Consider the following 24,845-nt stretch of genomic DNA (forward strand, 5'->3'; position numbering starts at 1 on the left):
AGAAAATGGAAAACTTAAACAATAAAGATTTTGCACAAAAAATCAAAAAGGATGAAGATGCAATTATCCTTGATGTGCGAACTCCTGAGGAATGGAAAGAGGGTATAATACCAAATTCTTTATTGATCAATCTACTTGAACCTATCCTTTTTCAACAGGAAATTTCGAAATTAAATAAGGCTAAAAATTATTACATATACTGTCGTAGTGGGAACCGGAGCGGTCAGGCTTGCCTGTTAATGGATTCCAAAGGCTTCAATACCTATAACCTTGAAGGAGGTATTTTGCAATGGGAGGAAAAACTATTTGAACCGAGCTATTAATTTTATTCTAAAAAAATGAAAGGTAATTCAAAGGAATTTTGGGAAGAAAGATATAGTGATAATAATTACGTATATGGTGAAAATCCAAATATTTTCTTTCAAAACCAGTTAGAAAAAATATATCCTGCATCTATACTGCTTCCAGCCGAAGGTGAGGGTCGAAATGCTGTATTTGCAGCAAAAAGGGGTTGGCAGGTCACTGCGTTTGATAGCAGTAAAGCCGGAAACAACAAGGCTTTAAAGCTTGCACATAAGAATGATGTAGAAATAGATTATCAAGTTGCTACGGCAAAAGAATTTGAGAGTAACAAGAAGTTTGAAGCAATCGCACTGATTTATGCTCATTTTAATGCTGAAGAAAGGCCTGCTATTCATAAGCGCTTATTACAATTTTTAAAGCCCGGTGGAATTTTGATTTTTGAAGCTTTCTCGAAAAATCAACTGGATTATAGTTCAGGTGGGCCTAAAGATGTTAAAATGCTTTTTTCCAACGAAGAAATAAGGAGTGAATTTAAAGGACTCAATATAGAATATTTGGAAGAGCTAAAAATAGAACAGCAGGAGGGGAAATACCATCAGGGGGAAAGTAGTGTGCTGCAAATGCTGGGAAGGAAAAACTAATGCCATATGTATGAAGTAAGTAACAATTGTTACTGTAGGAATCAATAACATTGATCAATTTTACAAAAGAAAATAAGAAAATATAAAATTAATAATTATGAAAATAAAACAGTTTAAAGATGCTCCATTATCTCATTTTTCTTACGCTTTGGTAAGTAACGGAGAGATGGCACTTGTAGATCCCAGTAGGAACCCTGTTCCATATTATAAATATGCCGAAGAGGAAAATGCTAAAATAACAGCAGTTTTTGAAACTCACCCGCATGCAGATTTTGTGAGTGGTCACCTTCAAATAAGCAAGGAAACTGGTGCAACCATTTATATTAGTGAAAAAGTAGGGGTGAATTATCCGCATCAAAGTTTTGATGAAGGAGATAGTGTCAAAGTAGGAAATGTAACCATCAAACCTATATTTACCCCAGGCCATTCCCCAGATAGCTTAACTTTTCATGCTTTTGAAAATGATGAACATGTCTTATTTACCGGGGACACGTTATTTATTGGAGATGTAGGTCGTCCAGATTTAAGGGAAAATGCAGGGAATATGAAGGCTAAAAGGAAAGAGCTTGCCAAAATGATGTACAATTCTATTCAAAATAAATTTAAAGATCTTCCTAACGACGCTAAAGTTTATCCAGCCCACGGTGCAGGTTCTTTATGCGGAAAAAATATGAGTGACGCCGATAGCAGTACCCTGGGTAATGAACGTATAGGCAACTGGGCATTTAAAAATCAAACTGAAGAAGAATTTGTTTCAGAAATCTTAAAGGATCAACCATTTATCCCATCTTATTTTGGTTTTGATGTGGATTTAAACCGTGAAGGTGCAGATAATATTCAATCTGCCAAATATAGTATACCATTTAAATTAAATGTGAATAATATTGATAATGAATTGCTTATAGTAGATACAAGGGATGAGCAGCTTTTTAAAAAAGACCATCTGCCCAATAGCATTAATATCATGGCACGAGGAGAGAATGATAAATTTGAAACTTGGCTTGGGGCTATTATTGAACCAAATGAACAATTTAACTTAGTAATTGAGGGGATCGATAATATTGATGAAATTCTTGAAAGGGTCGCTAAAATTGGTTATGAAAAACAATTGAAAGGAATTTTTACCTTATCTGAAAAGATTTCCAATTCTTCAGAAGCGTTTGATTTACTAAGTTTTGATAAGAACAAAGAGAAATATACGATAATAGACATTCGAAATGCCAGTGAAGTTTTAGAGGGTAAAATCTTTGAAAATGCCCATAATATTCCACTAAATGAGTTACGAAAAAGGATAGATGAGCTTCCAAAAGATAAGCCTATGGTAGTGCACTGTGCAGGGGGTTATCGTAGTGCTGCGGGAAGTAGTATTTTAGAAAGCGAAATAGATAAAGTGCCCGTTTATGATTTAAGTGAGGATATAAAAAAGTATAAGTCCTAATGGACGTAAAACTAGGTTTAAAGGAAAACTGGAAACAGTTTTCCTTACTGGTTTTAATAAATGCTTTTGTTGGCGGAATGGTGGGGTTGGAGAGGAGTATTTTCCCCCAATATGCTAAGGAGATTTTTGGCATAGAATCCAACATTGCAATTCTTTCATTCATAACGGCCTTTGGAATTACCAAGGCAGTTACTAATTTATTGGCAGGCAGGTTTGCCAATAGGTTTGGGAGAAAAAGATTGTTGATTGTTGGATGGCTTTTCGCCATTCCCATTCCTTTTATTTTAATGAACGCGTCCAGTTGGAACTGGGTGATCTTTGCCAATGTTTTACTGGGTATTAACCAGGGTTTAACATGGAGTAGTACGGTGGTAATGAAAATTGATCTGGTAGGAGTAAAGAATCGTGGTCTGGCTATGGGTCTAAATGAATTTTCAGGTTACCTCGCAGTAGGTGTAGTGGCATTTCTGTCTGGATACATAGCTAATATCTATGGTATTACACCCTATCCTTTTTACATTGGTATTGGGATTTCTGTGGTGGGATTAATAATAAGCTATCTTTTCATAAAAGATACCCGAAGTTTTGTAACAATAGAGAAAGAAGTCAATGATACTTCTTCATTACAAAATATATTTCTGGACACTACATTTAAAAATAAAACTTTAAGTTCGGTTACCCAGGCTGGATTGGTTAATAATTTAAACGATGGGATGATATGGGGATTGTTGCCTGTTATGCTATTAAATATAAATTATGATGCTCAGGAAATTGGTATAATTGCGGCAGTTTACCCAACAGTATGGGGAATAGGTCAATTGTTCACCGGTAGAATGGCTGATATTTATTCAAAAAAGGCTTTGCTTTTTTGGGGAATGTTATTGCAGGGAATTGCTATTTTATTATTTCCCTTTTCAGATAATTTTATTTTCTTAGTTACCATTGCGTTTACATTAGGAATGGGCACAGCATTAGTTTATCCTACATTCTTATCTGTTATCGCAGCGTCAACAAATCCAGTCCAACGCGCAGAAAGTATTGGAGCCTTTAGATTTTGGCGTGATTCGGGTTATGCTATCGGTGCGATAATGTCTGGAATAATAGCAGATTCGCTTGGTGTTTCGGCTGCAATTATTATAATCGGGTTTATAACGTTGTCTTCAGCTGTAATCATTAAAATGCGAATGCCTGTTGAAAAGATTTTTGCGAAGGTCTAACCTGAAAAAATTGCTATTTTTTTATTTTAAGATACTGATGTATTTAAACTTAGATGAGCTCTTATTTGGTTTGTAACAAAGGTTACCGAGATAACACTGACTATTCAATATATTCGCATAAAATTATATAAAATGGAATGGATTTATGAACCTTGGCCTTGGTATTTCTCTGGCCCTCTCATTGCAGTAACTATGTTTGTACTGCTTTATACAGGAAAACAATTTGGAATGTCATCTAACCTGCGCACCATGTGCAGTATTGGAGGTGCTGGCAAAGCAGCTGACTTCTTCAAATTTGATTGGAAAAAAGAGCGTTGGAACCTTATGGTCGTACTAGGTGCTGTTTTGGGCGGTTTTTTTGCATCAACTTATCTGTCTAGTAACACGGTGGAAATAAATGAGCAAGTAGCCAATAAATTAAGCACTGAATATGGAATAAATAGTGCTGGGGAAGCTTATATGCCTACGGAAATATTTGCCTTAGAAAATCTTGGTAACCCATTGGTTCTTTTTGTGCTAATCGCAGGAGGTTTTATGGTGGGATTTGGTGCTCGATATGCTGGTGGTTGTACTTCAGGACATGCGATTTCTGGATTGAGCAACCTGCAACTCCCTTCACTAATTGCTGTGATAGGCTTTTTTATTGGTGGACTCATAATGATCCATTTGCTTTACCCATTAATATTTTAAATGATGAAATATATTACTTACGTCTTTATTGGTTTCTTTTTTGGAATTATCATGTACAAATCGGAAGCAGCTTCCTGGTTTAGAATTTACGAGATGTTCGAATTTGGTTCTTTTCATATGTACGGTATAATCGGTTCGGCTCTGCTAATCGGTGTTTTGGGCGTACAAATAATTAAAAGAAAAAATATAAAAGCCATGGGAGGGCAGGAAATGCAATTAAACCCGAAGGAAATGAGTATCCCGCGTTATTTGATTGGTGGTATTATCTTTGGTTTGGGATGGGCTCTTGCCGGTGCTTGTCCAGGGCCAATGTATGTACTTGCCGGTTCCGGTTACATTTCGATATTGGTGGTTATCGCTGCCGCTTTATTTGGCACTTTTGTATATGGTCTATTGAGGCATAAATTGCCGCATTAATGTGATTGTAGTGATAGTAGCCCTGTAAGTTTTCTATACTCTTATTTTTTAGACGAGTTAGCTCCTGAATGAAGTACCAGAGGTTTTGGCAAGCTAAAAAACATGCTTGATACTATGGACAGCGTTCTATCTTAAAATGGACATGTATTTTCTTTTATAGATAAAAGAAAAGGCTAAAGTTAACCAATATAAAATATTATAAATCAACCATAAGGAAATTTTCTACGTTATGCATAATTGCACCGTTTTCATTTCTAAGCTACTAAAAACTCCTGAATTGGAAAGTAAGAGTCCCAACATAGAAATAGTATAGTTGTAAATGAACTCTAATGGGGTGTTTTTGAACAAAATTTCAATTTTGTTATATATAAGAAAATTAAGGAGATTTTTATTAGTTCGTTAGACAAAACAAAACTGCCTATTAATATTTTTTGAAGGTCTGAAAAGACGTGTAACAAATGTTACGGTGAGAACTATTTTATTTCTTTAATTTTGGATTTCATGAATATAAGATCATACATATCAATATTTCTTGTTCTAATTATGGTGGGCAAGTTATTTGTCTTGGATTCAAATATCCTTGGTGAAATTGCTAGCACCTCAGAAATAAGCTATGTGAAGAAAAAGTGTGATGTTAATTCTCATAAGCAATCTGGAGACTTTCAATTTAATCAGGTTCACGAAGGAATTCAAATCACTTTTCTTTCCTTTTGTAATTCGGTTTTTCAACTTGAAAAGCCACTTGACGAAAAAAATATTATTCAATTAAGTTTCAAAAGTGACTTCTGGCATATTGTTGCCGATACAAAGGAATTTAGTTACAAATTTATTCCTCCTCCTAAATTATCTTAAGTTATTAACTAAGTTCAATTCTAAATTGAACTTTCTATTCTTTTCAAGAAAGCGGGTGTAATCTGCTTCCAATCCAAAATTAATAATTCAGTTAAAATCCCAGCGTACTGTGTTTTTTATAACATGTAACGCGCGTATGGGTTCGCTATAAATAACTTTAAGATGAATAAAAAAGCAAAAAAAAATCTCATAGAATATGGTATCACAGGAACTATCATTCTAACACTATTTTTAACCGGTTTGCATACTGAAGTTTTCGGCTTCGTACAACGAGGGATATTAAAAACAGGTTTAATGGATCCAGATGTGGAAGCCAAAGCTCCAACCACAGATAATTCTAAAAAAATTAAAGCCGACTTTAATATGAGTCTTATTAACTCTAAAGGGGAACGTGTGGAAATGGAAGAACTTCGAGGTAAAGTGATCTTCTTTAATATTTGGGCAACTTGGTGCCCTCCGTGTGTGGCAGAAATGCCTGGGATAAATAATTTGTACAATGATACAAAAGCTGAGGATGTTGCTTTTATTATGCTTTCAGTGGATAATGATTTTCAAAAAGCGATTGATTACAATAAAAGTAAAGGCTATCATTTTGAAGTGTATAAACTGGCAGGGAGTCTACCATCCATGTATGCATCACAGGCGATCCCTACCACCTATATAATAGATGCCGAAGGAAATTTGGCTTTGACTCATAAAGGCATGGGGGACTATGATAGTGAAGAATTTAAAGGGTTTTTAAATAATCTCAAATAAGTAACAGATTGTTATTTACAATTTGTTTTAAAATTTATTTAAAATCCCTTTTATGAGATCTATAAAATTTATTATCCTATTCTTTATAACTACTGTCGCTTCAATTTCAACATTTGGGCAGGTAATGGAACCACCAAACTGGGAGGTTTCAGTAGATAAAGAAAACCCCAAAATAGGGGATACGTTGGTAATTAGCTTTAAGGCTGAAATCCCTAGGGATTGGTATTTATATTCCAGTGACTTTGATCCCGATCTGGGGCCAATGCTTACAGAAATTGATTTTCAGGAAATTACAGATTATGCAATTTTAGGGGATCTAATCCCAATAGGTTCAAAAGAAAAGTATGATAATTTATGGGAGGGTGAATACACCTATTTCATAGGTACGGCTGAATTTCAACAAAGTGTTAAGCTTCTTAAAAACAACCCGGTAATTAAAGCTGTAGCTACTTATCAGATTTGTTCAGATGTAACGGGTCAATGTATTCCTTTTGAAACAGAGTTGGCATGGAATGGGAATGAAAAATTGGAAGTGGCCCAAAATGCAAAGACAGATAAAGCTGCTGGCAGTACACCAACCAAGGATTTGAAATCTTTTAAAAATAAGTTTAAAGTTGAAGAGAAGGAGGAAGGCGGAGCTTTCCTTCTAACCTTTTTTCTGCTCTCTTTTGGAGCGGGACTGGCAGCTTTGCTAACCCCTTGTGTTTTCCCCATGATTCCCATGACGGTTACTTATTTCACCAAGTCTAGTGGTACTCGTGCGAAAGGAATTAGTCATGCCCTATTATATGGCTTTTCGATTATTCTTATTTATACGCTAATAGGGACAGTTTTCTCTTTGTTTTTTGGAGCAGACTTCGCTAATTTTCTTAGTACCCATTGGCTTCCTAATCTATTCTTCTTTGCAATCTTTCTATTATTTGCATTGTCTTTTTTTGGTTTATTTGAGATTCGTTTGCCAAACTCTTTTGTAAATAAAATAGATGCTCAATCTAATAAAGGGGGTCTTTTAGGAATTTTCTTTATGGCCTTTACCTTGGTATTGGTTGGTTTTAGTTGTACCGGTCCTATTGCAGGCACAATTTTATTACAGGCTGCTAGTGGAGAAACGATTAAACCATTAGTAGGAATGTTGGGCTTCTCGCTAGCTTTTGCACTTCCCTTTACATTATTAGCCATCTTTCCGCAGTGGTTAAAATCTTTACCGAAAAGTGGAAGCTGGCTTAATACCGTTAAAGTAGTGTTAGGTTTTGTAGAACTGGCATTAGCTCTAAAATTTTTAAGTATAGTAGATCAGGTGTATCATTGGGATTTTCTAGATCGTGATATATACCTAGCACTTTGGATCGTGATTTTTTCATTTCTAGGATTTTACTTATTAGGTAAAATTCAATTTCCTCATGAAAAGAAAACAGAGAATGCTTCAGTATATAGGGTGATATCGGCCATATTAGTTTTTAGCTTTGTGGTTTATTTGATTCCCGGATTGTTTGGAGCTCCTCTAAAGCCATTAGCCGGCTATTTGCCGCCTTTGGGGAGCCAGAGTTTTAATATGCTATCATCAAATCTTGAAACGGTAGGTTTTAACCAAAATAATCTCTCAGATTGTGAGTCTCCTAAATATGGGGATTTATTAGAGCTGCCGCTTAATATCCAGGGATATTTTGATTATGACCAGGCATTGGAATGTGCCGAAAAACAAAACAAACCATTGTTTATAGACTTTACAGGACATGGGTGTGTGAATTGTAGGGAAATGGAAGCTACAGTTTGGAGTGATCCAGAAGTTTTAAAACGTCTTAAAAATGATTATGTGGTTGTAGCGCTCTATGTAGATGAAAAAACCGAATTACCAGAATCTGAATGGTATATCTCCGATTATGATGGAAAAACAAAAAAAACAATTGGGAAACAGAATTTGGATTTTATGATCCAGAAACTAAACGCCAATGCCCAGCCTTATTATACACTGGTAGATACTAAGGGCTCGTTATTAAGTACGCCAAAAGGCTATGATCTGAATATCGAAAATTTTATTGAATTCCTGGATAATGGCACGCAAGAATTTGTAGCAAGACAAGAAAAAAATAGTGTCTCTATGGAAATAGTGCAGCAAGAAAATGAATAAAAACATAGTATATTTAGTTGCCTAATAATTTAAAAATATTGGTCACGTAGAATGTTCTTAAAAAATCTATAATATGAAATTAAATATTTGTTTTATAAACGATGTGCACGGATACCTTGCTCCACATCCCGAGCTATTTTATAATGAAACCGGGGAAGTGGTGGAGAGTGCTGGTGGCTATGCACATATTGCCGGGTACATGGAGGAACTTCGTAAAGAAAATCCCAATACTCTGTTTTTTGATGGGGGAGATACCCTGCATGGCACCAAACCAGTAGTAGATTCCAGCGGTAAGGCTGTCGTACCTATTTTAAATGCTTTAAAACTGGATGCCCTTGTAGGTCATTGGGACTTTGCATATGGTCCCGATCGATTAAAAGAAATCGACAGCTTGTTGGATTTTCCAGTTTTGGGCTGTAATGTGTTTTCTGAAGATGGGTCAAACTTTTTACAACCCACTGCAATCTTTGAAAAGGCAGGACTTAAAATTGGGGTAATTGGTATGAGTGCAATGATTGTGGACAAAGTGATGCCCGAAAAAATGAGCAAAGGGCTTAAGTTCACTTCCGGACTGGATGAAATACCTAGACATATTAAAGATCTAAAAGTCAAAGGGGCAGATATGATAATCTTACTTTCCCATAATGGATTTCCTCAGGATGTTGAACTCCTGAAAAAAGTGGAAGGTATTGATATTTGCCTGAGCGCTCATACCCATAACAGAATTTATAAACCTATAGAGGTAAATGGGGCACGTATAATTCAGTGTGGTTGCCATGGTGCCTTTGTGGGCAGATTTATCCTTGAGGTGGAAGACAAAAAGATTAAGGCTTATAATTACGAACTGGTAAAAGTTGATGCTTCCTTGCCAAAAAGTACTGAAATAAATTCTATGGTTCAGGATATTTTAAAACCATATGGGGAAATGAGGACTGCTGCCATAGGTAGTACAACCGAAATTTTACATCGTTACAATACTATAAATTCAACATTAGACGAATTACTGCTTAATGCAATTGCCCACAGCACAAGTACAGATATTGCTTTTTCGAATGGATGGCGTTACGGCGCTCCAATTCCAAAAGGAAATATTACCGAAAATGACTTATATAACATTGCCCCAATGAATCCTCCCGTCTCCACTGTAGAGCTTACGGGAGCAGAGATCAAGGAGATGTTGGAGGAAAATCTGGAGCGTACCTTTTGCTGTGATCCTTTCGGCCAAATGGGCGGCTATGTAAAGCGTTGTTTTGGATTACAAGTAAATTTGCGCATTGAAAATCCTAAAGGACATCGCATACAGGAAATATACTATAAAGGGGTGCACATTGATTTTGAAAAAACCTACAAAGTAGGCTTTGTTACCACTCAGGGTGTTGCAAGTAAATATGGTAAAAACCGAAAGAACCACGATAAAAATGCTGTGGAGGCAATGAAGGACTTTTTAAAGAAATACCCAAATTTTACACCAAAGAAAATAAGAAGCTACAGGTTGGTTTAATTAGTGGGGATTGAGTGATTTATTTAACGATTTACAAATTAATAAAGTAGAGTAACTACGTTAAAATTTTAATATTATATAACTATAAAGAGGAGCAAATAGCTCCTCTTTATAGTTATTATGCTATCTCACTAAAATCTGAATATTAAGGGATTAAAGCATACCCTCTAAGCTGATAGTTTGATAAAACCGATATAGCTGAAAGCGCCAACTGAATAGATTCATTCATATCTTCCTGCGCTATGTTTCTGGCAGCTGTAGCTTGTCCACAAACAAAAATTTTCACCCCATTATCATTTAACAATTTCAATAGTTCTATGTTCGGGTTTGTCTTATTATATTTCTCTTGGTACTTTTCATTAGAAAGAACCAAATCGGTCGCTTCTCCATGGACCACTGCCACGATATCAATTTTTTCAGATAAAATTTTTCCTGATTCTAACATATTAAGGGCACGAGCAATTTTCAACAAACCTACATTTACTCCTTCTTTTTCTTTTCCATCTTTAATATCAAAAACCAATTTATAATTTAGAGTAGTGTCTGGTCGCTCCGCTGCATCTTCAAAATATTTAATTTTCCCATAACCCTCTATTTTAGAAGTTTGCCACTCTTGGGCTTGCATTTGGAAACTAAAAATGGATATTAAAACTATACTTATTATGTTTTTCATGTTTATGTATTTAAAATTAAAATTTAGTAAAAGTTAGATATTCAAGAAAGTAATTATTTATTAAGAATTACCTCTCCCATTCTTTTTGGAAAAGCCAGTTCATTTAAATCCCTAAGATGTTGTAATACAAATTCAGTAAGAATAATATCTGTTTTTTGAATATCTACACCCTTTCCAAATTCTTCATAATTATGAATTCCTCTAAGCATTCCTGTATGAGTAGCAATTTTATATCTTTTTTCAAGATCTAAATTTTCATCTTTTATTTTAATGTCAGATATTCTTTGCCCTACTGGATTATTAAAGTTTAAGTTATACTGGATGCCAGAAGATTGGATTAGCCCACCTACGGTATTCATTTTATCTGTAGGTTTAATATTAATCGCAGTTTGTTCTAGAGTTTTTCTAATTTGTTCTCCTGTAATCTCTAGGGTTACAATTTTAGCTGGATGTGGCAGTAATTTAAAAATATCTTCAGAAGTGATATCCCCTTCTAATGAAATCCCATATCCAACTCCCGGTAAAAATGCAGCTTCTACATTAAGCTCATCCATCATTAAGCTGGTTACAAATTTATCAAACGGACTTTCAGATTTATATTGTCTACCAATAATCGTGTTAGTCTTGGTGATTTTTTCTTCTAAACTAGATAAATATGGTGCTCTAAGATCTTTTACCATTTTCTGTATCTCCATATCTGGGGACATCTTATCATGCCATAAGTAATGATAATTTGAGTTAAGATTTACTATTTTTTTATCGCGAATTTGTATTTCAGTTTCTCCTAATATTGCAACATCAGAAAGTGCCTGTACAATATAAGTATTGTTTATTTTTATTGGAGGCGAAATAACATCATGGCTGTGTGCGCCTACTATAAGATCTACTCCTTCTATTTCTTCTGCGATTACCTTATCTACCGCCATTCCTTCATGGGATAATAGTACAATAATATCTGCCTTTTCCTTAAGGATAGGTAGATACTTATTAACTGCATCTACACCTATACCAAATTCCAAACCTTCAATGTTTTTAGAATTTCCAGTTAAAGGTGTATTTCTATAGCTTAAGGCAAGAATAGCAATTTTAACATCTCCCTTATTTAAAATTATGTAGGGCTCACCGAATATCGACTTCCCAGTTTCATTCACAGTAATGTTTGCTGCACGCATAGGGAAGTTAGCAAGTTGCTGCAATTCCTTAGTTCTATCAAGACCATAGTCAAAATCGTGATTTCCTAAAGCCATGAGATCATAATTCACTTCATTCATCAACTTGATCATGGCTTCTCCTTTCGTTAGATTGCCCAGTTGGTCATCACTAAAAGTATCTCCACCATCTAATAATATTACGCTGTCAACACCTTTGTTTTTTCTTACAGACTTTATAGCACTTGCCAGATATTCGAATCCACCAATTTTTGCTTTACGCTCAAACTTCATGTAATTGTCTATAGAATCTCCAGTTTGGGCTGTAGCGTTGCCTAAATTAGTTTCAAACGGCATATAAGATCCATGCATATCATTAGTATGAAGGATAGTAATGGAATGTACTTTTGGTGGGATTGGCTTATCCATTGATGCTGATTTTTTCGTTGAATTACAGCTTAAACTTAAAACTGAAGCTATCCCTAAAAATGGAATAAAGAATTTGGTATATGTCATTAAGTTAGATTTTTAAATTTTAAAATTAAGCTTCTCAGAGAAGTTTAAATGTAACATTTGTTACAGGAGATAAATATTGCACATTGTATATTGTGATTTTTATATTAGGAACATTATAATTTTTATTGTTTTGAAAAGAAGAGATTTCGTAAAAAAAACAACCTTAAGTTCTTTGGCCACTCTCATTGGTGCTGAAATCGTTTATGGATCCAATTTATTAGAAGGTTATAATCTATTAGTGCTACAAGATCCAGATCCCTTCAAAATGTTCAATAAGAACAAGGAAATGATCGTGCTTAACGATAAGCCTTGGAATATTGAAGCGCAAGCCCATTTACTGGACGATAAGATTACACCAAATTCTGCTATGTTCATTAGAAATAATGGGTTAATTCCAGAAGCAATTGATGCAAAAAAATGGACTCTTACCATTGATGGAGAATCTGTAGTACAACAAAAAACTTATACTCTAGAAGAATTAAAATCAAAATTCGAGCATCACACCTACCAATTAACATTGGAATGTGGTGGAAATGGAAGAAGCGAATTTAATCCTCCAGCAAAAGGAAACCAGTGGACAGTTGGTGCGGTGCATTGTGCTACCTGGACCGGTGTACGCTTACGTGACGTTTTAGAAGATGCAGGAATAAAAAATAATGCAGTTTATATTGGGTACCACTCAGCAGATCAACACTTAAGCGGAGATCCCAAAAAAGAACCAATTTCGAGAGGAACTCCTATGGTGAAGTCACTTCAAGACGAGACTTTATTAGCATTTAAAATGAATGGAAAGGATATTCCCTTAGCTCACGGGTATCCGTTGCGTTTAGTAGCAGGGGGTTGGCCGGCATCTGTTTCTGGGAAATGGGTAAATCGTATAAGTATTAGAAACAAAATACACGATGGCACTAAAATGATGGGGACAGCCTACCGTGTGCCATGCGAACCTGTGGCACCGGGAGAAAAGGTTAAAGATGAAGACATGTGCATTATAGAATCTATGCCTGTAAAATCATTAATAACATATCCTAAATCTGGTGCGGTTTTAAAAAATGGAACACCCTTAAAAATTAGAGGCCACGCTTGGGCAGGAGAATTAGAGGTTTCAAAAATGGAATTATCCATAGATTTTGGGGCAACCTGGAGAGAGTGCCCTATAGAGAAACCAGCAAATCGTTTAGCTTGGCAACATTTCTCAGCATCCATAGATTTCCCTAAAAAAGGCTACTATGAGGTTTGGGCAAAAGCAACCGACACTCAAGGTGTAGCCCAACCAATGTTGTTACCCGGCTGGAATCCAAAAGGTTATTTAAACAATGCCTGTCATAGAATTGCTATCAAAGTAACATAAATGACTAAAGAAGAGGAATTTAAAAAATACGCGAAGAAGGTGTATCATTTAATGATTTTAGCCTTCAGCATATTTATAATAGCAGGTGGGGCAACAATATATTATGTTAACGACCCGAATTTTTCGGCCTTTAAAAATAATACAGAAGCTTTAGTTATTACTCCAGAAGAGATAGACGAGAACCTAATAGAGAATGGAATCCATGTTCGTACAGGACTGGTTGATGGGGTAGGTTTAATGGCGGTTGTTAATAATTGTACCAATTGCCATTCCGCTAAATTAGTTACTCAAAATAAAATGAGCGCAGAGCGGTGGAATGAAACTATTAAATGGATGCAGGAAACTCAAAACCTATGGGATTTAGGCGATAACCAAGAAATAATCGTGAATTATCTTGTTACTAATTATCCAGTTACGGAAAAAGGGAGACGTGAAAATTTAACAAATATAGAATGGTATGATCTGGAGAATTAGTTTATTGTGTTGTTTGCTCGCATTTTCATCTTGTAAAGAAGAGAAAAAAAATAAAGTAGAGGTCACTAAAAATGAAGAAGTTAATCTAAATATTAGTGACAAAGATGATAGTAAAATTAACTATTTAATCGAAGTTGATGAGTTGCTGAAAATCGCTAATGAACCGAACATCAAAATTTTAGATTTTAGAAAATCTGAAATTTATGCAAATGAACATATCGAAGGTGCTATGAATATTTGGCGTACAGATATTGAAGATGCCTCCTATTCTTATAGAGGCATGATGGCTGGAAAAAAACAAATGGAGACTCTGTTTAGTAGTTTAGGAATTGATTCAAATGATATTTTAATCATTTATGACGATAATGGTTTAGTTGATTCTACAAGATTATGGTGGATATTGCAAAATTATGATTTTACAAATGTGAGATTATTACACGGAGGAATAACAGCTTGGAAAGCACAAAATGGTAATGTTTCATCAGAAATACCAGTAGTAATAAACAAGTCAGTATTTAAACTATCTAATACACCTTCGATGAAGTATTATGGCTCAAAAGAAGAAATGAAACAAGCAGTAAATAATAATACCTTAATAATAGATGCTCGAACAGACGATGAATATTCTGGAAAAAGACAAAAAGAGGGTGCGGCAAAAGGAGGGAGAATACCAAATAGTAAATCTATAGATTGGGCGAAATCTGTTAATTATAATGGTGATAAAAAAATGAAATCTACAGAAGATTTAGTTCAAATTTATAGTGAACTTGGAGCTTTAAAAAATGATAAAATTATTGCTTATTGCCATAGTGGAGTACGTTCAGCACACACAATATTTGTACTCACACAATTATTAGGTTATAAAAATGTGAAAAATTATGATGGATCTTGGACAGAATGGAGCCAGTTTGACGACTTATCATTTGACCAAGATAGTATAACAACAATAATAGAAAAATAAAATATGAATAAATATTTAGATGCATTTATTAATGCTTTTACCGGAACGGTAGATTGGACATGGCAATCTATATTATTTGAAGTACCTTGGTATACAAATTATTTTTGGGGGTTAATTGCTATTTCCCTTATTGTTTGGAGCCTGGAAATGATCTTTCCCTGGCGAAAGGAACAATCCATTTTCAGAAAGGATTTTTGGTTAGATGGCTTCTATATGTTTTTTAACTTTTTTATCTTCTCTATCGCCATAAGTGGATTTTATAAATTACTACAGCTTGGTTTTGAGGATCTAGGTATTTCAGAAAAATCATTAGCCTTGTTTGATCCTTCGGCATGGCCAATGTTATTGCAGTTATTCGTGTTTTTTATTATTCTGGATTTTGTACAATGGTTCACGCATACATTGTTACATAAATATCCATTCTTTTGGAAGTATCATAAAGTACATCACAGTGTAAAGGAAATGGGATTTGCAGCACATTTACGTTACCATTGGATGGAAAACATCTTGTATAAACCGCTTAAAACATTTGCGGTAATGATATTATTCGGATTTGAGCCAGAACAAGCATATATCGTTCATTTTATTGCTATAACTATTGGACATATCAACCACTCTAATATCAAAATAACTTGGGGGCCGCTAAAATATATTATCAATAATCCAGTAATGCATTTGTACCATCATGCATATGATTTACCAGATGGTAAATATGGAGTGAATTTTGGAATTAGTTTAAGTCTTTGGGATTATATATTTAAAACCAACTATGTTCCGGAAGATAGTGGAACCATTGAATTAGGGTTTCCGGGTGATGAAGAATTCCCTACAGATTTTATTCGTCAAAATACCTATGGGTTTAAAAAAGGGCAAGATTAATTAGGAACCTAAACCAAACACTCTTATTTTTTTCAGAATTGAAATGGATCTATACATTTTCCTAAAGTATCTAAACTTCCAATAGTTTTTAAGCTTTGTGTAGATTGCCTTTTCAATTAGGGATGGATATGGTTATATGCTCGTTGCGCGGTTAATAGATCTGTTTCGGTTGAAGAGAATATGCAGTTCTTGATCTGACCATTTGCCGTAAGACGTATGTGATTACAAATATTACAAAAAGGATTTATTTTTTTTCATCCTTATGGTGCGAAAGTGTTTTTATAGCCTTTTATTTGATAGTTTCTTGAATTATGGGAATGTCGATCAATTATTCTTTGAACATCCGTTTCTTCGAAAGTAGCATCAAAATAATTTAAAAACTCTTTACAAGAAACTAATCAAGACATATCATATTGATTGCCATCAAGAGACATTAATTCTAAAAATTGAATATGAATAGGCTGTATTTCTAAAAGTTTAATAAAATCCATAACTTCATCCTCATCAACCCCTATCATTAATGCTCATAGGTAGCGAATTTTTTGATGTATCTATTGCTGTTAGGTCTCTTTTAGCTGTTCGATAAACAAGCTTGAGATCAATGAAGTTTTAGACTTATTGATAATAGGTTGTCTGCTAAATTGCTTTTGTCCCTATATCGAGTTTTGTTGTAAAAACAAGATATAAACTAAAACGGGAAATCCGTATAGGAAATCCCGCGTTTCAAAAGTTTTATTGGACCCGAATGTAAAAAAATGTTACTTTTTATTTTCCGGCAGCAGCATTACTCAAATTTTCTAGAGCAGTAGAAATTTTATCTAAAATTTCTTTATTTCCTTCAATTACATGTCTTTCAGCAAGAAAATAAATATCATTATAGGACACTTTCACTTTTCCTTCCTCATCTTTCCAAACCAACATTTTTTGAGGAAGATCTAAGCCTATAGTTCGTTCATTCTGCATTAAAGGAGTACCAAGGTTCGGATTTCCAAAGATTATAAGTCTCGTTGGCCTCAAGTCCAATCCAACTCTCTCAGCATTAGCTTGGTGGTCTAATTCTGCTACTATTGAAAGATTAGGATTATTGACAATAGCATTTTTAAGAGTAGCATAAGAAGTTTCAAAGTCCTGATTGCTTTCCTTTGTGATAATACCCTCCATAAATTCCACATTTTGAATAGCAGATTCCATTACGGGACTTTTGGAAACATCAGAAACTAAATTTTCTAGTGCATTTGAAAGTTTATCTAAGGTTGCTACTCCATCTAAATTATGCCTCGATCTTAAATAGGACACACTATTATATAGCAAAATATCACTTTTGTTGTCAGTTCTGTAAAAAAGAACTTTCTGCGGAAGATCTAATCCTGCCAATTGATTCTCTTGCATTAAAGGAGTGCCTAAAGTTGGATTTCCAAAAAACACTATTCTAGTATAATCTAATTCCAGTCCTACAGAGTTAGCATTTTTCGAATGATCTACTTGCGCTACAATACTAATAGCATCGTTCTTTCTTAGTTTTTGAATAAACTGATTATATGCGCCTTGAATTGCAATTGCACTATTGGAATAATTGGTTCCTATTGGAAAATCTTCATTGTTTAAATTTTCTGTTGTCTTAAAATTAGTTTCTGAGATATTATCTATAGAAGAATCAATTTCATTTTGAGAGCAAGAATTTAAACCCAGTAATAAGCTGAAAAGTATAAGAGAATTTTTCATAAAAATGTGATTTACTGCAAATTAAGTCAAGAACCATAACGCTATAAATTATTTTAACTTTTTTTAACCATTATAAGTTAAGTGTTTCAAAAATAAAAAGAAGAATGGATTATATGGAATTTGTTTCCTCAATAGAATTCCATTTTACTAAGTGAGCCGAGATACAGGCTAAAGCCCGTGGTTTTAACCAAGTATTTTTTATTTATCAAGATAAAGCTCCTTAAGTTCTAACAGCCTTATTAAGTTATAATTTTTGTAGAACATATATGGGAATAAGCATTGTTCCCTTAAACATAAAAGACCACTACGAATCAAGAAATTAGACAAGAGATTTTATATTAATTAGCTGATTAACAGTGTAAATTTTCAGCATTATTTTATTAACAACATTTTTATGCTATAAATTTTCGCGTCAGGTGTCAGAAACAAATATTAAGGTAGGACTATTATAAATATTGTGTTAACTAAATTCAGTAAAAGTTTGACTGGAAATTAAATTAGGTTGGAAGCTCCAAGACCTTTTTTTATTTTTATAGATTGTTATTTTTATAGTCTAGAGATTCTTTTGAAAAATAGTTATAACCTAGTGTGAGCAATAATACAAAAACAGCTCCCGAAACACCCACAGCAATGCTTTCTAATACATCCAAGCTAAAGGAGATGCGTATAAAAATAGTAGCCAGAACGAATGCCGAGTATCTAAAAATAACATTATAAGCGGTAGAATATCTTAGTGCAATGAGTACTATTAAAATATCACAAAAAATAAGTATGGTATAAAATGATTCAAATGATTGACTATAAGTACCTGTTTTTATAAAATGAACTGTATCTGATATGCCAATAATAAAGAAACTTAACAGAAGAATTAGCGCCAATAATTTTTTTACAGCAATAAATGAAAGTTGCTCAGCCTTGTTAACGGTTATTTTTGTGTGTTTTTGGAACGAATATGTAATATTTGTAAGGGCATAAATAACTAAACCTCCTGCTCCATAGGCAAACATATGTATTACAGGTTCTGAGTTAATTGACCAGTCTGAAAGATTGTCTATGTGGCTAAATTCTTTAAATCCAGACCTTAAAAAAATTAGAGAAAGCACCTCATATTGTTTGCTGTTTGATCTGGCTACAGAACGAGGTAATGAGAATATTAAACTGAACAACTCAAATATCAACAATAATGTAAATGATATTTCAATAGCAAAAAAGGGATGAGTGAAAAAATCATTAGCAGGCAATAACCAACCGGCTTGTATACTTGCATAATAAAAAATTCCCAGAATAAAGCTTAGTACAAGAATGTTACTAACCCAGCGTTCAGCCCAGCTAGAAATCCAAACAGATTTTACCTTATCGTATAATTTTATTATTTGCTTAAGTAGTTGCCCCACAGTAGTAGTTTTGATTTCTAATATTTTTTTATTTATATTATTTCTATCTCTTTTTATCTAATGAAAGTCTTTTAAACTGGAAAACTGGAAAAAGTAAAAGACTTCTAAAATTGGAGGCAGCCAGAAGTGTTTTGTATGTCACTTTTAAGAATCGATATAATAATTACTAAACATACTTAGAATAAACTTCACCATTCTATATACTAATCTTTTTACACTGGTTTATCTGTAACATTTGTTACATGAATTAGAGATTTGAATTTTTAGATTTGTTTGTTTATCTCTAAATATTAAAAGAAATTTTGAAATAATATTTTTTTAAATGTATAATTATCAATCACTAGCTAAATATATCGTCTATATATTTAGCTCTCTTTTAGCCCTAACAATTATTATTTTCACTGGGCTTTATTTATATAATTCAGATCCATACCTATTTATTGAAAAAAAAATAAGTGCTGAAGATTGGCAGCCTAAAGATATTGAAGCAGAGCTTGATTTTGGGTTTATGGATCCTCAGGTGAAGTATGGGTATCAACTTATTTCAGAGTCTCCTAAGTACATGGGCCCTCAAGCTAAAGATCCCGCTATGCATTTTGCAGGTAATAATTTGGCGTGTATGAATTGCCATTTAAAAGCCGGAACCCAAGCAGGTTCTGCTTCTTGGGTAGGGGTAACAGAAAGATTTCCTCAATTTAGCGGTCGCTCCAATAGTAAAAGTACCATAGAGGGAAGAATTAATGGTTGTATGGAAAGGAGTATGGACGGAAAAAAGCTCCCAGTAGATTCTAAAGAAATGAATGCCATAGTAGCTTATATGGAATGGCTAGGGGAGGGGCTACCTCCAGAACGGGAAAAGGAATTTAAAGGTTATGCTACAATAAACCTTCCCGAAGTGGCGGTAGATCTTGAAAAGGGAAGCTCCTTATTTTCCAAAGAATGTGCAGTATGTCATGGAGAAAATGGGCAGGGAGTGAAATTAGCTGATTCTACTAAAGGCTATCAATACCCTCCACTTTGGGGTCAAGATAGTTATAATACTGGTGCAGGAATGCACCGTGTAATAACGTCTGCCGAATTTATTAAAAGTAATATGCCTTTTGGGGAAGCCACATGGGATAACCCGAAATTAACCGATGAAGAAGCGTATCATTTAGCAGGATATATAAACAGTTTTGATAGACCGGTAAAAAATAATACCCAAAATGATTATCCAGATATAAAATTAAAACCAATTTCAACTCCATATGGACCGTGGGCAGATAATTTTTCTGCCAACCAGCACAAGTATGGACCTTTTCCTCCTATTGTTAAGTATTATGAGGATAAATACAAAATCACTAAAAATAAATAATGAATTTTAAAAGTTTCCGCTATTTCCTTTTACTGTTCCCTTTTCTCAGTCTCGCTCAAGAATCAGAAAAACCAACTGCAAAGGGAAAATTATCCGGACAGTGGAGAACCTATTATATGAATACTTTTAATAAAGGTGATCTTAAGGACTTTACCGCATTGGCTACCGGTGGCCATATTAAATATGAACTCACACTCACAGAAAAATTAACTTTTGGAGGAGCAGTATATAATTCCAATAATTTAAATATACAAGATCTTAGGATTCCCGATAATGCAACTGGGAAATTGAGCCGGTATGAGGAAGGTTTGTTTGATCGAATTCATTTAGATAATAAATATATTTTCATTTTAGGGGAACTATATGCTAATTACAAGACTACTCAGCACGAATTTACTTTAGGAAGAATGAAAATTAAATCTCCTTTAGTAAATCCACAAGACGGTCGTATGATCCCAACCTTGGCTCAAGGTCTTTTGTATACTTACAACAGCCCTAAAAACAACAAGATACAAGCAGGGGTTTTTAATCAAATTGCGCCAAGATCCACAGGAGAGTTTTATTCTATCGGGGAGAGTATTGGCACTTATGGAGTGGGAAGGAATAACGAAGGGACGGAGAGTTTGTATGGAGGGAATACTCAATCAGATTATTTAGCTATCATCAATGCCGATTTTAATCTTACTCAAAGCACCTCTGTAGAATTCTGGAATTATTATACAGATAATGTTTCTAACACTTTATATATAAAACCTAAATATCAAGTTTCAAAAAGTTTCCATATTGAAGCGGAATGGTTGCATCAAAACAGAATTAACAATGGTGGAAATGCAATTGATTCCCTAAGTTATTTTCAGAGCAACTCTTCTGATAATTTTGGTATTAAAGCAGCCTACGATTGGAGCAACTCTTCTCTTTCATTATCATATAACCGAATCACCAAAAAAGGTCAGTTTGTTTTTCCAAGGGAATGGGGTAGGGAATTTCTTTTCAGTTTTCAAAAAAGAGAGCGAAGTGAGGGGACTGGGGATAATCACGCACTGGTACTTTACTATACTAATACATTAGCATTTGGAAAAGAAAAATTTAATTTAAAAACAATTTTTAGTGCTGGGCATCAATGGAAACCCTCAGTTTTGGATCCGATTCTTAATAAGTATGCCGTTCCAGATTACACACACATAAATCTAGATTTGTTTTTCGATATCAAAAAGTGGAAGAATTTAAAACCTGAACTTTTATTCGTAGGTAAATTTGCTAGTGGGGATTTTCCTGATAATCCTAATTTCTATTTGAATAAAACAGATTTATTTCATGTCGATTTAATTTTGAACTATAATTTTTAAAAAGGCTTAGGTCTTTAAGAAACCTAAACCTTCTGTTATCTGAAATTATTGTAAACTCTAAAAAACCTCTTTATTATTAATCACTAAGAGTTTTTTTTTGATTTTCAAATTCCTCTTTGGTTATTTCACCTTTTGCATATCTTTCTTTTAATATATTCATAGGGCTTTCACGTCTTTTTTCAACCGGCCTGTTTTTGTTTTTTCCGGTATAAAAGAATACCACTAAAGAAAGAAGGCCTAAACCTATTATCCACCACCATATCATCATCATAATTATTAGTGTTTATGATTTTCTGAATTAGATTTTTTTTCTTTCATCTTGGACATCATTTTTTCCTTCATTTCAGGATTGTTCATCATTTTTTCCATCATCTCTTCCATCATCTCTGGATTTTCTTTCATTTTTTGCATCATCTTTTCTTTCATTTCTTCTTTCATTTCTTCTTTCATGGTTTTGTCCTCGTGCATTTTGTCCATAAGCATTTTTCTGCCTTCCTGGCTTTTTAACATTTTTTCGATCATCATGGATTGCATTTTTGCTTTCATCTCTGGATCTTCCTCCATCATTTTCTGCATATGTGATTTCATCTTCTCCTTCATGTCAGAATTATTCTCCATCATCTCTTTCATTTTTCCCGATTCCATCATTTGCATATGGCTTTGCATCATTATCTTTCTTGCTTCCTCATCTTGCTGTGCTAGGTCTATAAATTCAGTTAAGTGGTTTGGATTTGAAATTATTTCCTGATATACAGCAGTACGATTGTTTTCAAGTCCCATTGTCTCTGTGGCATTAAAAGTTGATTTGCAGCTGATAACTGTACCCATTATACCAATAACCATTAGTGTTTTTAAAATTGTTTTCATCATTTCAATTATTTAGTTAAAAATTAGTTCAACGACCCTCCTCGTTTTTTTATCTATGGGAAAAGTCTTCATTTTAAATAAAATTTATTCCTGTTCTATGTGATTTTAAAGTTCCTCATCATCCCCATATCTTCGTGTTCTAAGTTATGACAGTGGTAAACGAAAAGACCTTTGAAATCTGAAAAGCGCATTATGATTTTGATTTTCATTCCCGGCATTAAAAGCACTGTATCCTGCCAGCCTTCATCAATAAAGCCATCCTTGATAGAATTCCAAACCATGACATCCATTTCGGAGGTATCATATTCCAAAATATTAAATTGTACCTGATGTATATGGATTGGATGTGGCATCTGCATCATATTCCCCATACCGCCACCTTCATTTCCTCGTCCCATCATCCCGCCGTCACCCATCATACCGCCACCGCCCATCATTTTACCTCCTTTATTGGAAAGCTGCCATATTTCGGTGGTATCTAATTTTACTGTTTCTTCTTTAGCTACTTCAGTAGGCTCCCAAGTTCTACCATTGATTGTCCATCGCATTCCTTGCATAAAAAAATTAAATTCCCTAGGGTTATTTCGGTTAACTGCGGTGGTTGGATCTAATTTATTATAAGGCACAAGGTTTTCAGGAAGTAGAAAATCATTCGACGCACTTTCGTTCATTTTAATTTTAAAAATACTGTATTCAGAACCTAAAGGCAAACGGGTATTGTTACCATTCATCATCCCTCCATTCATCATTCCGCTTTCAAATGCCAGACTTTTTAATTCAATTTCATCTCCTTGCTTTTTATTTTTTAAATCCAGCCATATGTCTATTCTTTTTGCGGGAGCCAGCATTACATAAGGCATTACTTTGGGTTGTTCCAAAATACTGCCATCAATTCCAATTACTTTAAGCGGCTCCCCATTATCCCAGGCAAGTTTATAAATTCGCGAATTCGAGCCATTAAGGAACCTAAGCCTGTAATTGCATCCTGCTTTTAGAGATAATTCTTGCTCTGGTCTACCGTTTATAAAGATTTTATCACCTAAAAACCCCATCATCCTGTCCATTCTTCCACCATCAAGATAAACCAGTTGATTATTATCATCTAAAGTGCGATCCTGAATTACCACCGGAAAATCAAATTCTCCAGTGGGGAGGTTTAAATTTCCCTCTTCCTTATCTGAAACTAGTAGCAAACCTGCAAGACCATTATAAACCTGCTCACCAGTGTTACCATGCGGATGGGGATGAAACCAATAGGTTCCGGCACGGTTCATTACTTCATATTCGTACACATAAGTTTGGCCATTAGATATAATGTCTGTTGGATGGCCGTCGTACTGCTCCGGCACATGCATTCCATGCCAATGCACAATACTTTCTTGTGGCAGTTCATTTTGAAAGCGTATTCGTATTTTTTGGCCTTTGTTCACTTTAATTATGGGACCCAGATAACTATCAGGAATTTGCTGAAGACTGCTGGAGTCTCCTAGTATCAATTCACTTTTAAAAGTCCAGCAGATTGTTTTTCTTCCTTCAAGTATAGAAATTTCCTGTTCTACCGCAGTCAGTTTAATATCCAGGTCGGGTTTAAAATCGGGATTCAGTCGTAATGGATCACTATTTTTATTTTCATTGGCACAGGACTGAAATAATGGCCAAGCGATAAGTATAGATGCGCCAGCACATCCAAGTTTTATGAAATTTCTTCTATCATGCTTTTGGATACTCATATCTTATTGTTGTTTACAATTTCATTCTCTGCTGATCAATTTCTGATAAAATTTGTTTAAGTGTTTCTGTAGTTTTTTTAGCTAATTCGCCTAATTCATTTGTATTTGACGAAGCCCAAGTAACGGTAGTGTCCTCAATAGAAACTTCAATGTTCCCCTGATCTACTTCTTTTACCGTTATGTTGCAGGGTAAAAAAACTCCGCTTTGAAGATCGGCAGTTAGTGCTTTAGCTGCGGTTCCAGAATTACATACGGATAGAATGACATGTGGTGGCATATCCTTTATATCCTTTTTTAAATATTTATCCAGAGCTAATTCCAAAAGGACATCAAAATCCCTTTTGGCCAATGCTTCTTTTATATTTTTTAGAATTTCAGAAAAAGTCTGGGAACCGTACCGCTGACTAATACAATAGGTCGTTCTACGGCTTTCAGTATAATTCTGATTACTGATTTCTTTTTTGGCTGGATTTTCTCTTTTCATTTT

General features: G+C 34.3%; 25 protein-coding genes. 16 read left to right on the forward strand and 9 right to left on the reverse strand.

Features of this window, described 5'->3' with window-relative positions; genetic code table 11:
• Positions 1 to 5: 5 nt before the first annotated feature.
• The 10 genes from P163_RS05835 to P163_RS05880 all read left to right on the forward strand — a co-directional run bounded on the left by P163_RS05835 (position 6) and on the right by P163_RS05880 (position 9,943).
• Complete coding sequence (locus P163_RS05835; RefSeq protein ID WP_034888632.1) at positions 6 to 323, forward strand: rhodanese-like domain-containing protein; 318 nt, start codon at positions 6 to 8, stop codon at positions 321 to 323.
• A gap of 15 nt (positions 324 to 338) precedes the next feature.
• Positions 339 to 944 carry a class I SAM-dependent methyltransferase gene (locus P163_RS05840; protein WP_034888633.1) on the forward strand — a complete coding sequence of 202 codons (606 nt, stop codon included), beginning with the start codon at positions 339 to 341 and terminating at the stop codon, positions 942 to 944.
• A gap of 97 nt (positions 945 to 1,041) precedes the next feature.
• Positions 1,042 to 2,382: an MBL fold metallo-hydrolase gene (locus P163_RS05845; RefSeq protein WP_034888634.1), complete on the forward strand. Its 1,341-nt coding sequence runs from the start codon at positions 1,042 to 1,044 to the stop codon at positions 2,380 to 2,382.
• The gene (locus P163_RS05850; RefSeq protein ID WP_034888635.1) at positions 2,382 to 3,599 is read left to right on the forward strand and encodes an MFS transporter; all 1,218 of its coding nucleotides are present in this window, start codon (positions 2,382 to 2,384) and stop codon (positions 3,597 to 3,599) included. Before P163_RS05845 ends, P163_RS05850 begins: the two co-directional genes overlap by 1 nt.
• 132 nt (positions 3,600 to 3,731) lie before the next feature.
• Positions 3,732 to 4,289, forward strand: a complete 558-nt coding sequence (locus tag P163_RS05855) for a YeeE/YedE family protein (RefSeq protein ID WP_034888636.1) — start codon at positions 3,732 to 3,734, stop codon at positions 4,287 to 4,289.
• Between the two features lie 3 nt (positions 4,290 to 4,292).
• Positions 4,293 to 4,706, forward strand: a complete 414-nt coding sequence (locus P163_RS05860) for a DUF6691 family protein (protein ID WP_034893965.1) — start codon at positions 4,293 to 4,295, stop codon at positions 4,704 to 4,706.
• Between the two features lie 501 nt (positions 4,707 to 5,207).
• Positions 5,208 to 5,558 carry a hypothetical protein gene (locus P163_RS05865; protein ID WP_197055426.1) on the forward strand — a complete coding sequence of 117 codons (351 nt, stop codon included), beginning with the start codon at positions 5,208 to 5,210 and terminating at the stop codon, positions 5,556 to 5,558.
• 162 nt (positions 5,559 to 5,720) lie between these two features.
• A complete protein-coding gene (locus P163_RS05870) occupies positions 5,721 to 6,314 on the forward strand; it encodes a TlpA family protein disulfide reductase (RefSeq protein WP_034888638.1) in 594 nt (197 codons plus the stop codon).
• 52 nt (positions 6,315 to 6,366) lie between these two features.
• Positions 6,367 to 8,442 (forward strand): protein-disulfide reductase DsbD family protein, encoded by a 2,076-nt coding sequence (locus P163_RS05875; protein ID WP_034888639.1) that lies wholly within the window; start codon positions 6,367 to 6,369, stop codon positions 8,440 to 8,442.
• Between the two features lie 73 nt (positions 8,443 to 8,515).
• The gene (locus P163_RS05880) at positions 8,516 to 9,943 is read left to right on the forward strand and encodes a 5'-nucleotidase C-terminal domain-containing protein (RefSeq protein WP_034888641.1); all 1,428 of its coding nucleotides are present in this window, start codon (positions 8,516 to 8,518) and stop codon (positions 9,941 to 9,943) included.
• Positions 9,944 to 10,088: 145 nt separating this feature from the next.
• Here the strand turns inward: P163_RS05880 and P163_RS05885 are convergent, their stop codons facing one another.
• The gene (locus P163_RS05885; RefSeq protein WP_034888643.1) at positions 10,089 to 10,616 is read right to left on the reverse strand and encodes a DsrE family protein; all 528 of its coding nucleotides are present in this window, start codon (positions 10,614 to 10,616) and stop codon (positions 10,089 to 10,091) included.
• A gap of 53 nt (positions 10,617 to 10,669) precedes the next feature.
• Entirely contained in the window at positions 10,670 to 12,280 is a 1,611-nt protein-coding gene (locus P163_RS05890; RefSeq protein ID WP_051931159.1) for a bifunctional metallophosphatase/5'-nucleotidase, read from the reverse strand.
• A gap of 130 nt (positions 12,281 to 12,410) precedes the next feature.
• Between P163_RS05890 and P163_RS05895 the strand changes: the two genes are divergently transcribed.
• The 4 genes from P163_RS05895 to P163_RS05910 are packed head-to-tail and all read left to right on the forward strand — an operon-like array spanning position 12,411 to position 15,945.
• Positions 12,411 to 13,631, forward strand: coding sequence for a sulfite oxidase (locus P163_RS05895; RefSeq protein ID WP_034888645.1), 1,221 nt, complete (start codon positions 12,411 to 12,413; stop codon positions 13,629 to 13,631).
• Positions 13,632 to 14,105 carry a hypothetical protein gene (locus P163_RS05900; RefSeq protein WP_034888647.1) on the forward strand — a complete coding sequence of 158 codons (474 nt, stop codon included), beginning with the start codon at positions 13,632 to 13,634 and terminating at the stop codon, positions 14,103 to 14,105.
• Entirely contained in the window at positions 14,089 to 15,066 is a 978-nt protein-coding gene (locus P163_RS05905) for a sulfurtransferase (protein ID WP_051931160.1), read from the forward strand. The genes P163_RS05900 and P163_RS05905 overlap by 17 nt, the downstream gene beginning before the upstream one ends.
• A gap of 3 nt (positions 15,067 to 15,069) precedes the next feature.
• Positions 15,070 to 15,945 (forward strand): sterol desaturase family protein, encoded by an 876-nt coding sequence (locus P163_RS05910; RefSeq protein ID WP_034888649.1) that lies wholly within the window; start codon positions 15,070 to 15,072, stop codon positions 15,943 to 15,945.
• 116 nt (positions 15,946 to 16,061) lie between these two features.
• On the opposite strand, the gene P163_RS18800 is transcribed toward P163_RS05910, so the two are convergent.
• From P163_RS18800 to P163_RS05925, 3 genes are all read right to left on the reverse strand, one after another.
• Positions 16,062 to 16,193, reverse strand: coding sequence for a hypothetical protein (locus P163_RS18800; RefSeq protein ID WP_081891355.1), 132 nt, complete (start codon positions 16,191 to 16,193; stop codon positions 16,062 to 16,064).
• Between the two features lie 517 nt (positions 16,194 to 16,710).
• Positions 16,711 to 17,667 carry a DUF302 domain-containing protein gene (locus P163_RS17795; RefSeq protein ID WP_051931161.1) on the reverse strand — a complete coding sequence of 319 codons (957 nt, stop codon included), beginning with the start codon at positions 17,665 to 17,667 and terminating at the stop codon, positions 16,711 to 16,713.
• A gap of 530 nt (positions 17,668 to 18,197) precedes the next feature.
• On the reverse strand, positions 18,198 to 19,061 hold the full coding sequence (locus tag P163_RS05925) for a hypothetical protein (RefSeq protein ID WP_034888651.1): 864 nt from the start codon (positions 19,059 to 19,061) through the stop codon (positions 18,198 to 18,200).
• A 322-nt stretch (positions 19,062 to 19,383) separates the two neighbouring features.
• Here P163_RS05925 and P163_RS05930 point away from each other — a divergent pair, with 322 nt between their 5' ends.
• Positions 19,384 to 20,415 (forward strand): c-type cytochrome, encoded by a 1,032-nt coding sequence (locus tag P163_RS05930; RefSeq protein WP_034888653.1) that lies wholly within the window; start codon positions 19,384 to 19,386, stop codon positions 20,413 to 20,415.
• Complete coding sequence (locus tag P163_RS05935; protein ID WP_034888655.1) at positions 20,415 to 21,761, forward strand: OprD family outer membrane porin; 1,347 nt, start codon at positions 20,415 to 20,417, stop codon at positions 21,759 to 21,761. The genes P163_RS05930 and P163_RS05935 overlap by 1 nt, the downstream gene beginning before the upstream one ends.
• Positions 21,762 to 21,837: 76 nt before the next feature.
• Here the strand turns inward: P163_RS05935 and P163_RS05940 are convergent, their stop codons facing one another.
• The 4 genes from P163_RS05940 to P163_RS17800 all read right to left on the reverse strand — a co-directional run bounded on the left by P163_RS05940 (position 21,838) and on the right by P163_RS17800 (position 24,842).
• The gene (locus P163_RS05940; protein ID WP_231556164.1) at positions 21,838 to 22,032 is read right to left on the reverse strand and encodes an SHOCT domain-containing protein; all 195 of its coding nucleotides are present in this window, start codon (positions 22,030 to 22,032) and stop codon (positions 21,838 to 21,840) included.
• A 5-nt stretch (positions 22,033 to 22,037) separates the two neighbouring features.
• On the reverse strand, positions 22,038 to 22,631 hold the full coding sequence (locus tag P163_RS05945) for a DUF4175 domain-containing protein (protein ID WP_231556165.1): 594 nt from the start codon (positions 22,629 to 22,631) through the stop codon (positions 22,038 to 22,040).
• 92 nt (positions 22,632 to 22,723) lie between these two features.
• Positions 22,724 to 24,358, reverse strand: a complete 1,635-nt coding sequence (locus P163_RS05950; protein ID WP_034888659.1) for a multicopper oxidase family protein — start codon at positions 24,356 to 24,358, stop codon at positions 22,724 to 22,726.
• 13 nt (positions 24,359 to 24,371) lie between these two features.
• Entirely contained in the window at positions 24,372 to 24,842 is a 471-nt protein-coding gene (locus P163_RS17800) for a DUF302 domain-containing protein (protein ID WP_051931162.1), read from the reverse strand.
• Between the last annotated feature and the right edge of the window lie 3 nt (positions 24,843 to 24,845).

Source organism: Gillisia sp. Hel_I_29, assembly GCF_000744275.1.
Lineage (GTDB): Bacteria > Bacteroidota > Bacteroidia > Flavobacteriales > Flavobacteriaceae > Gillisia.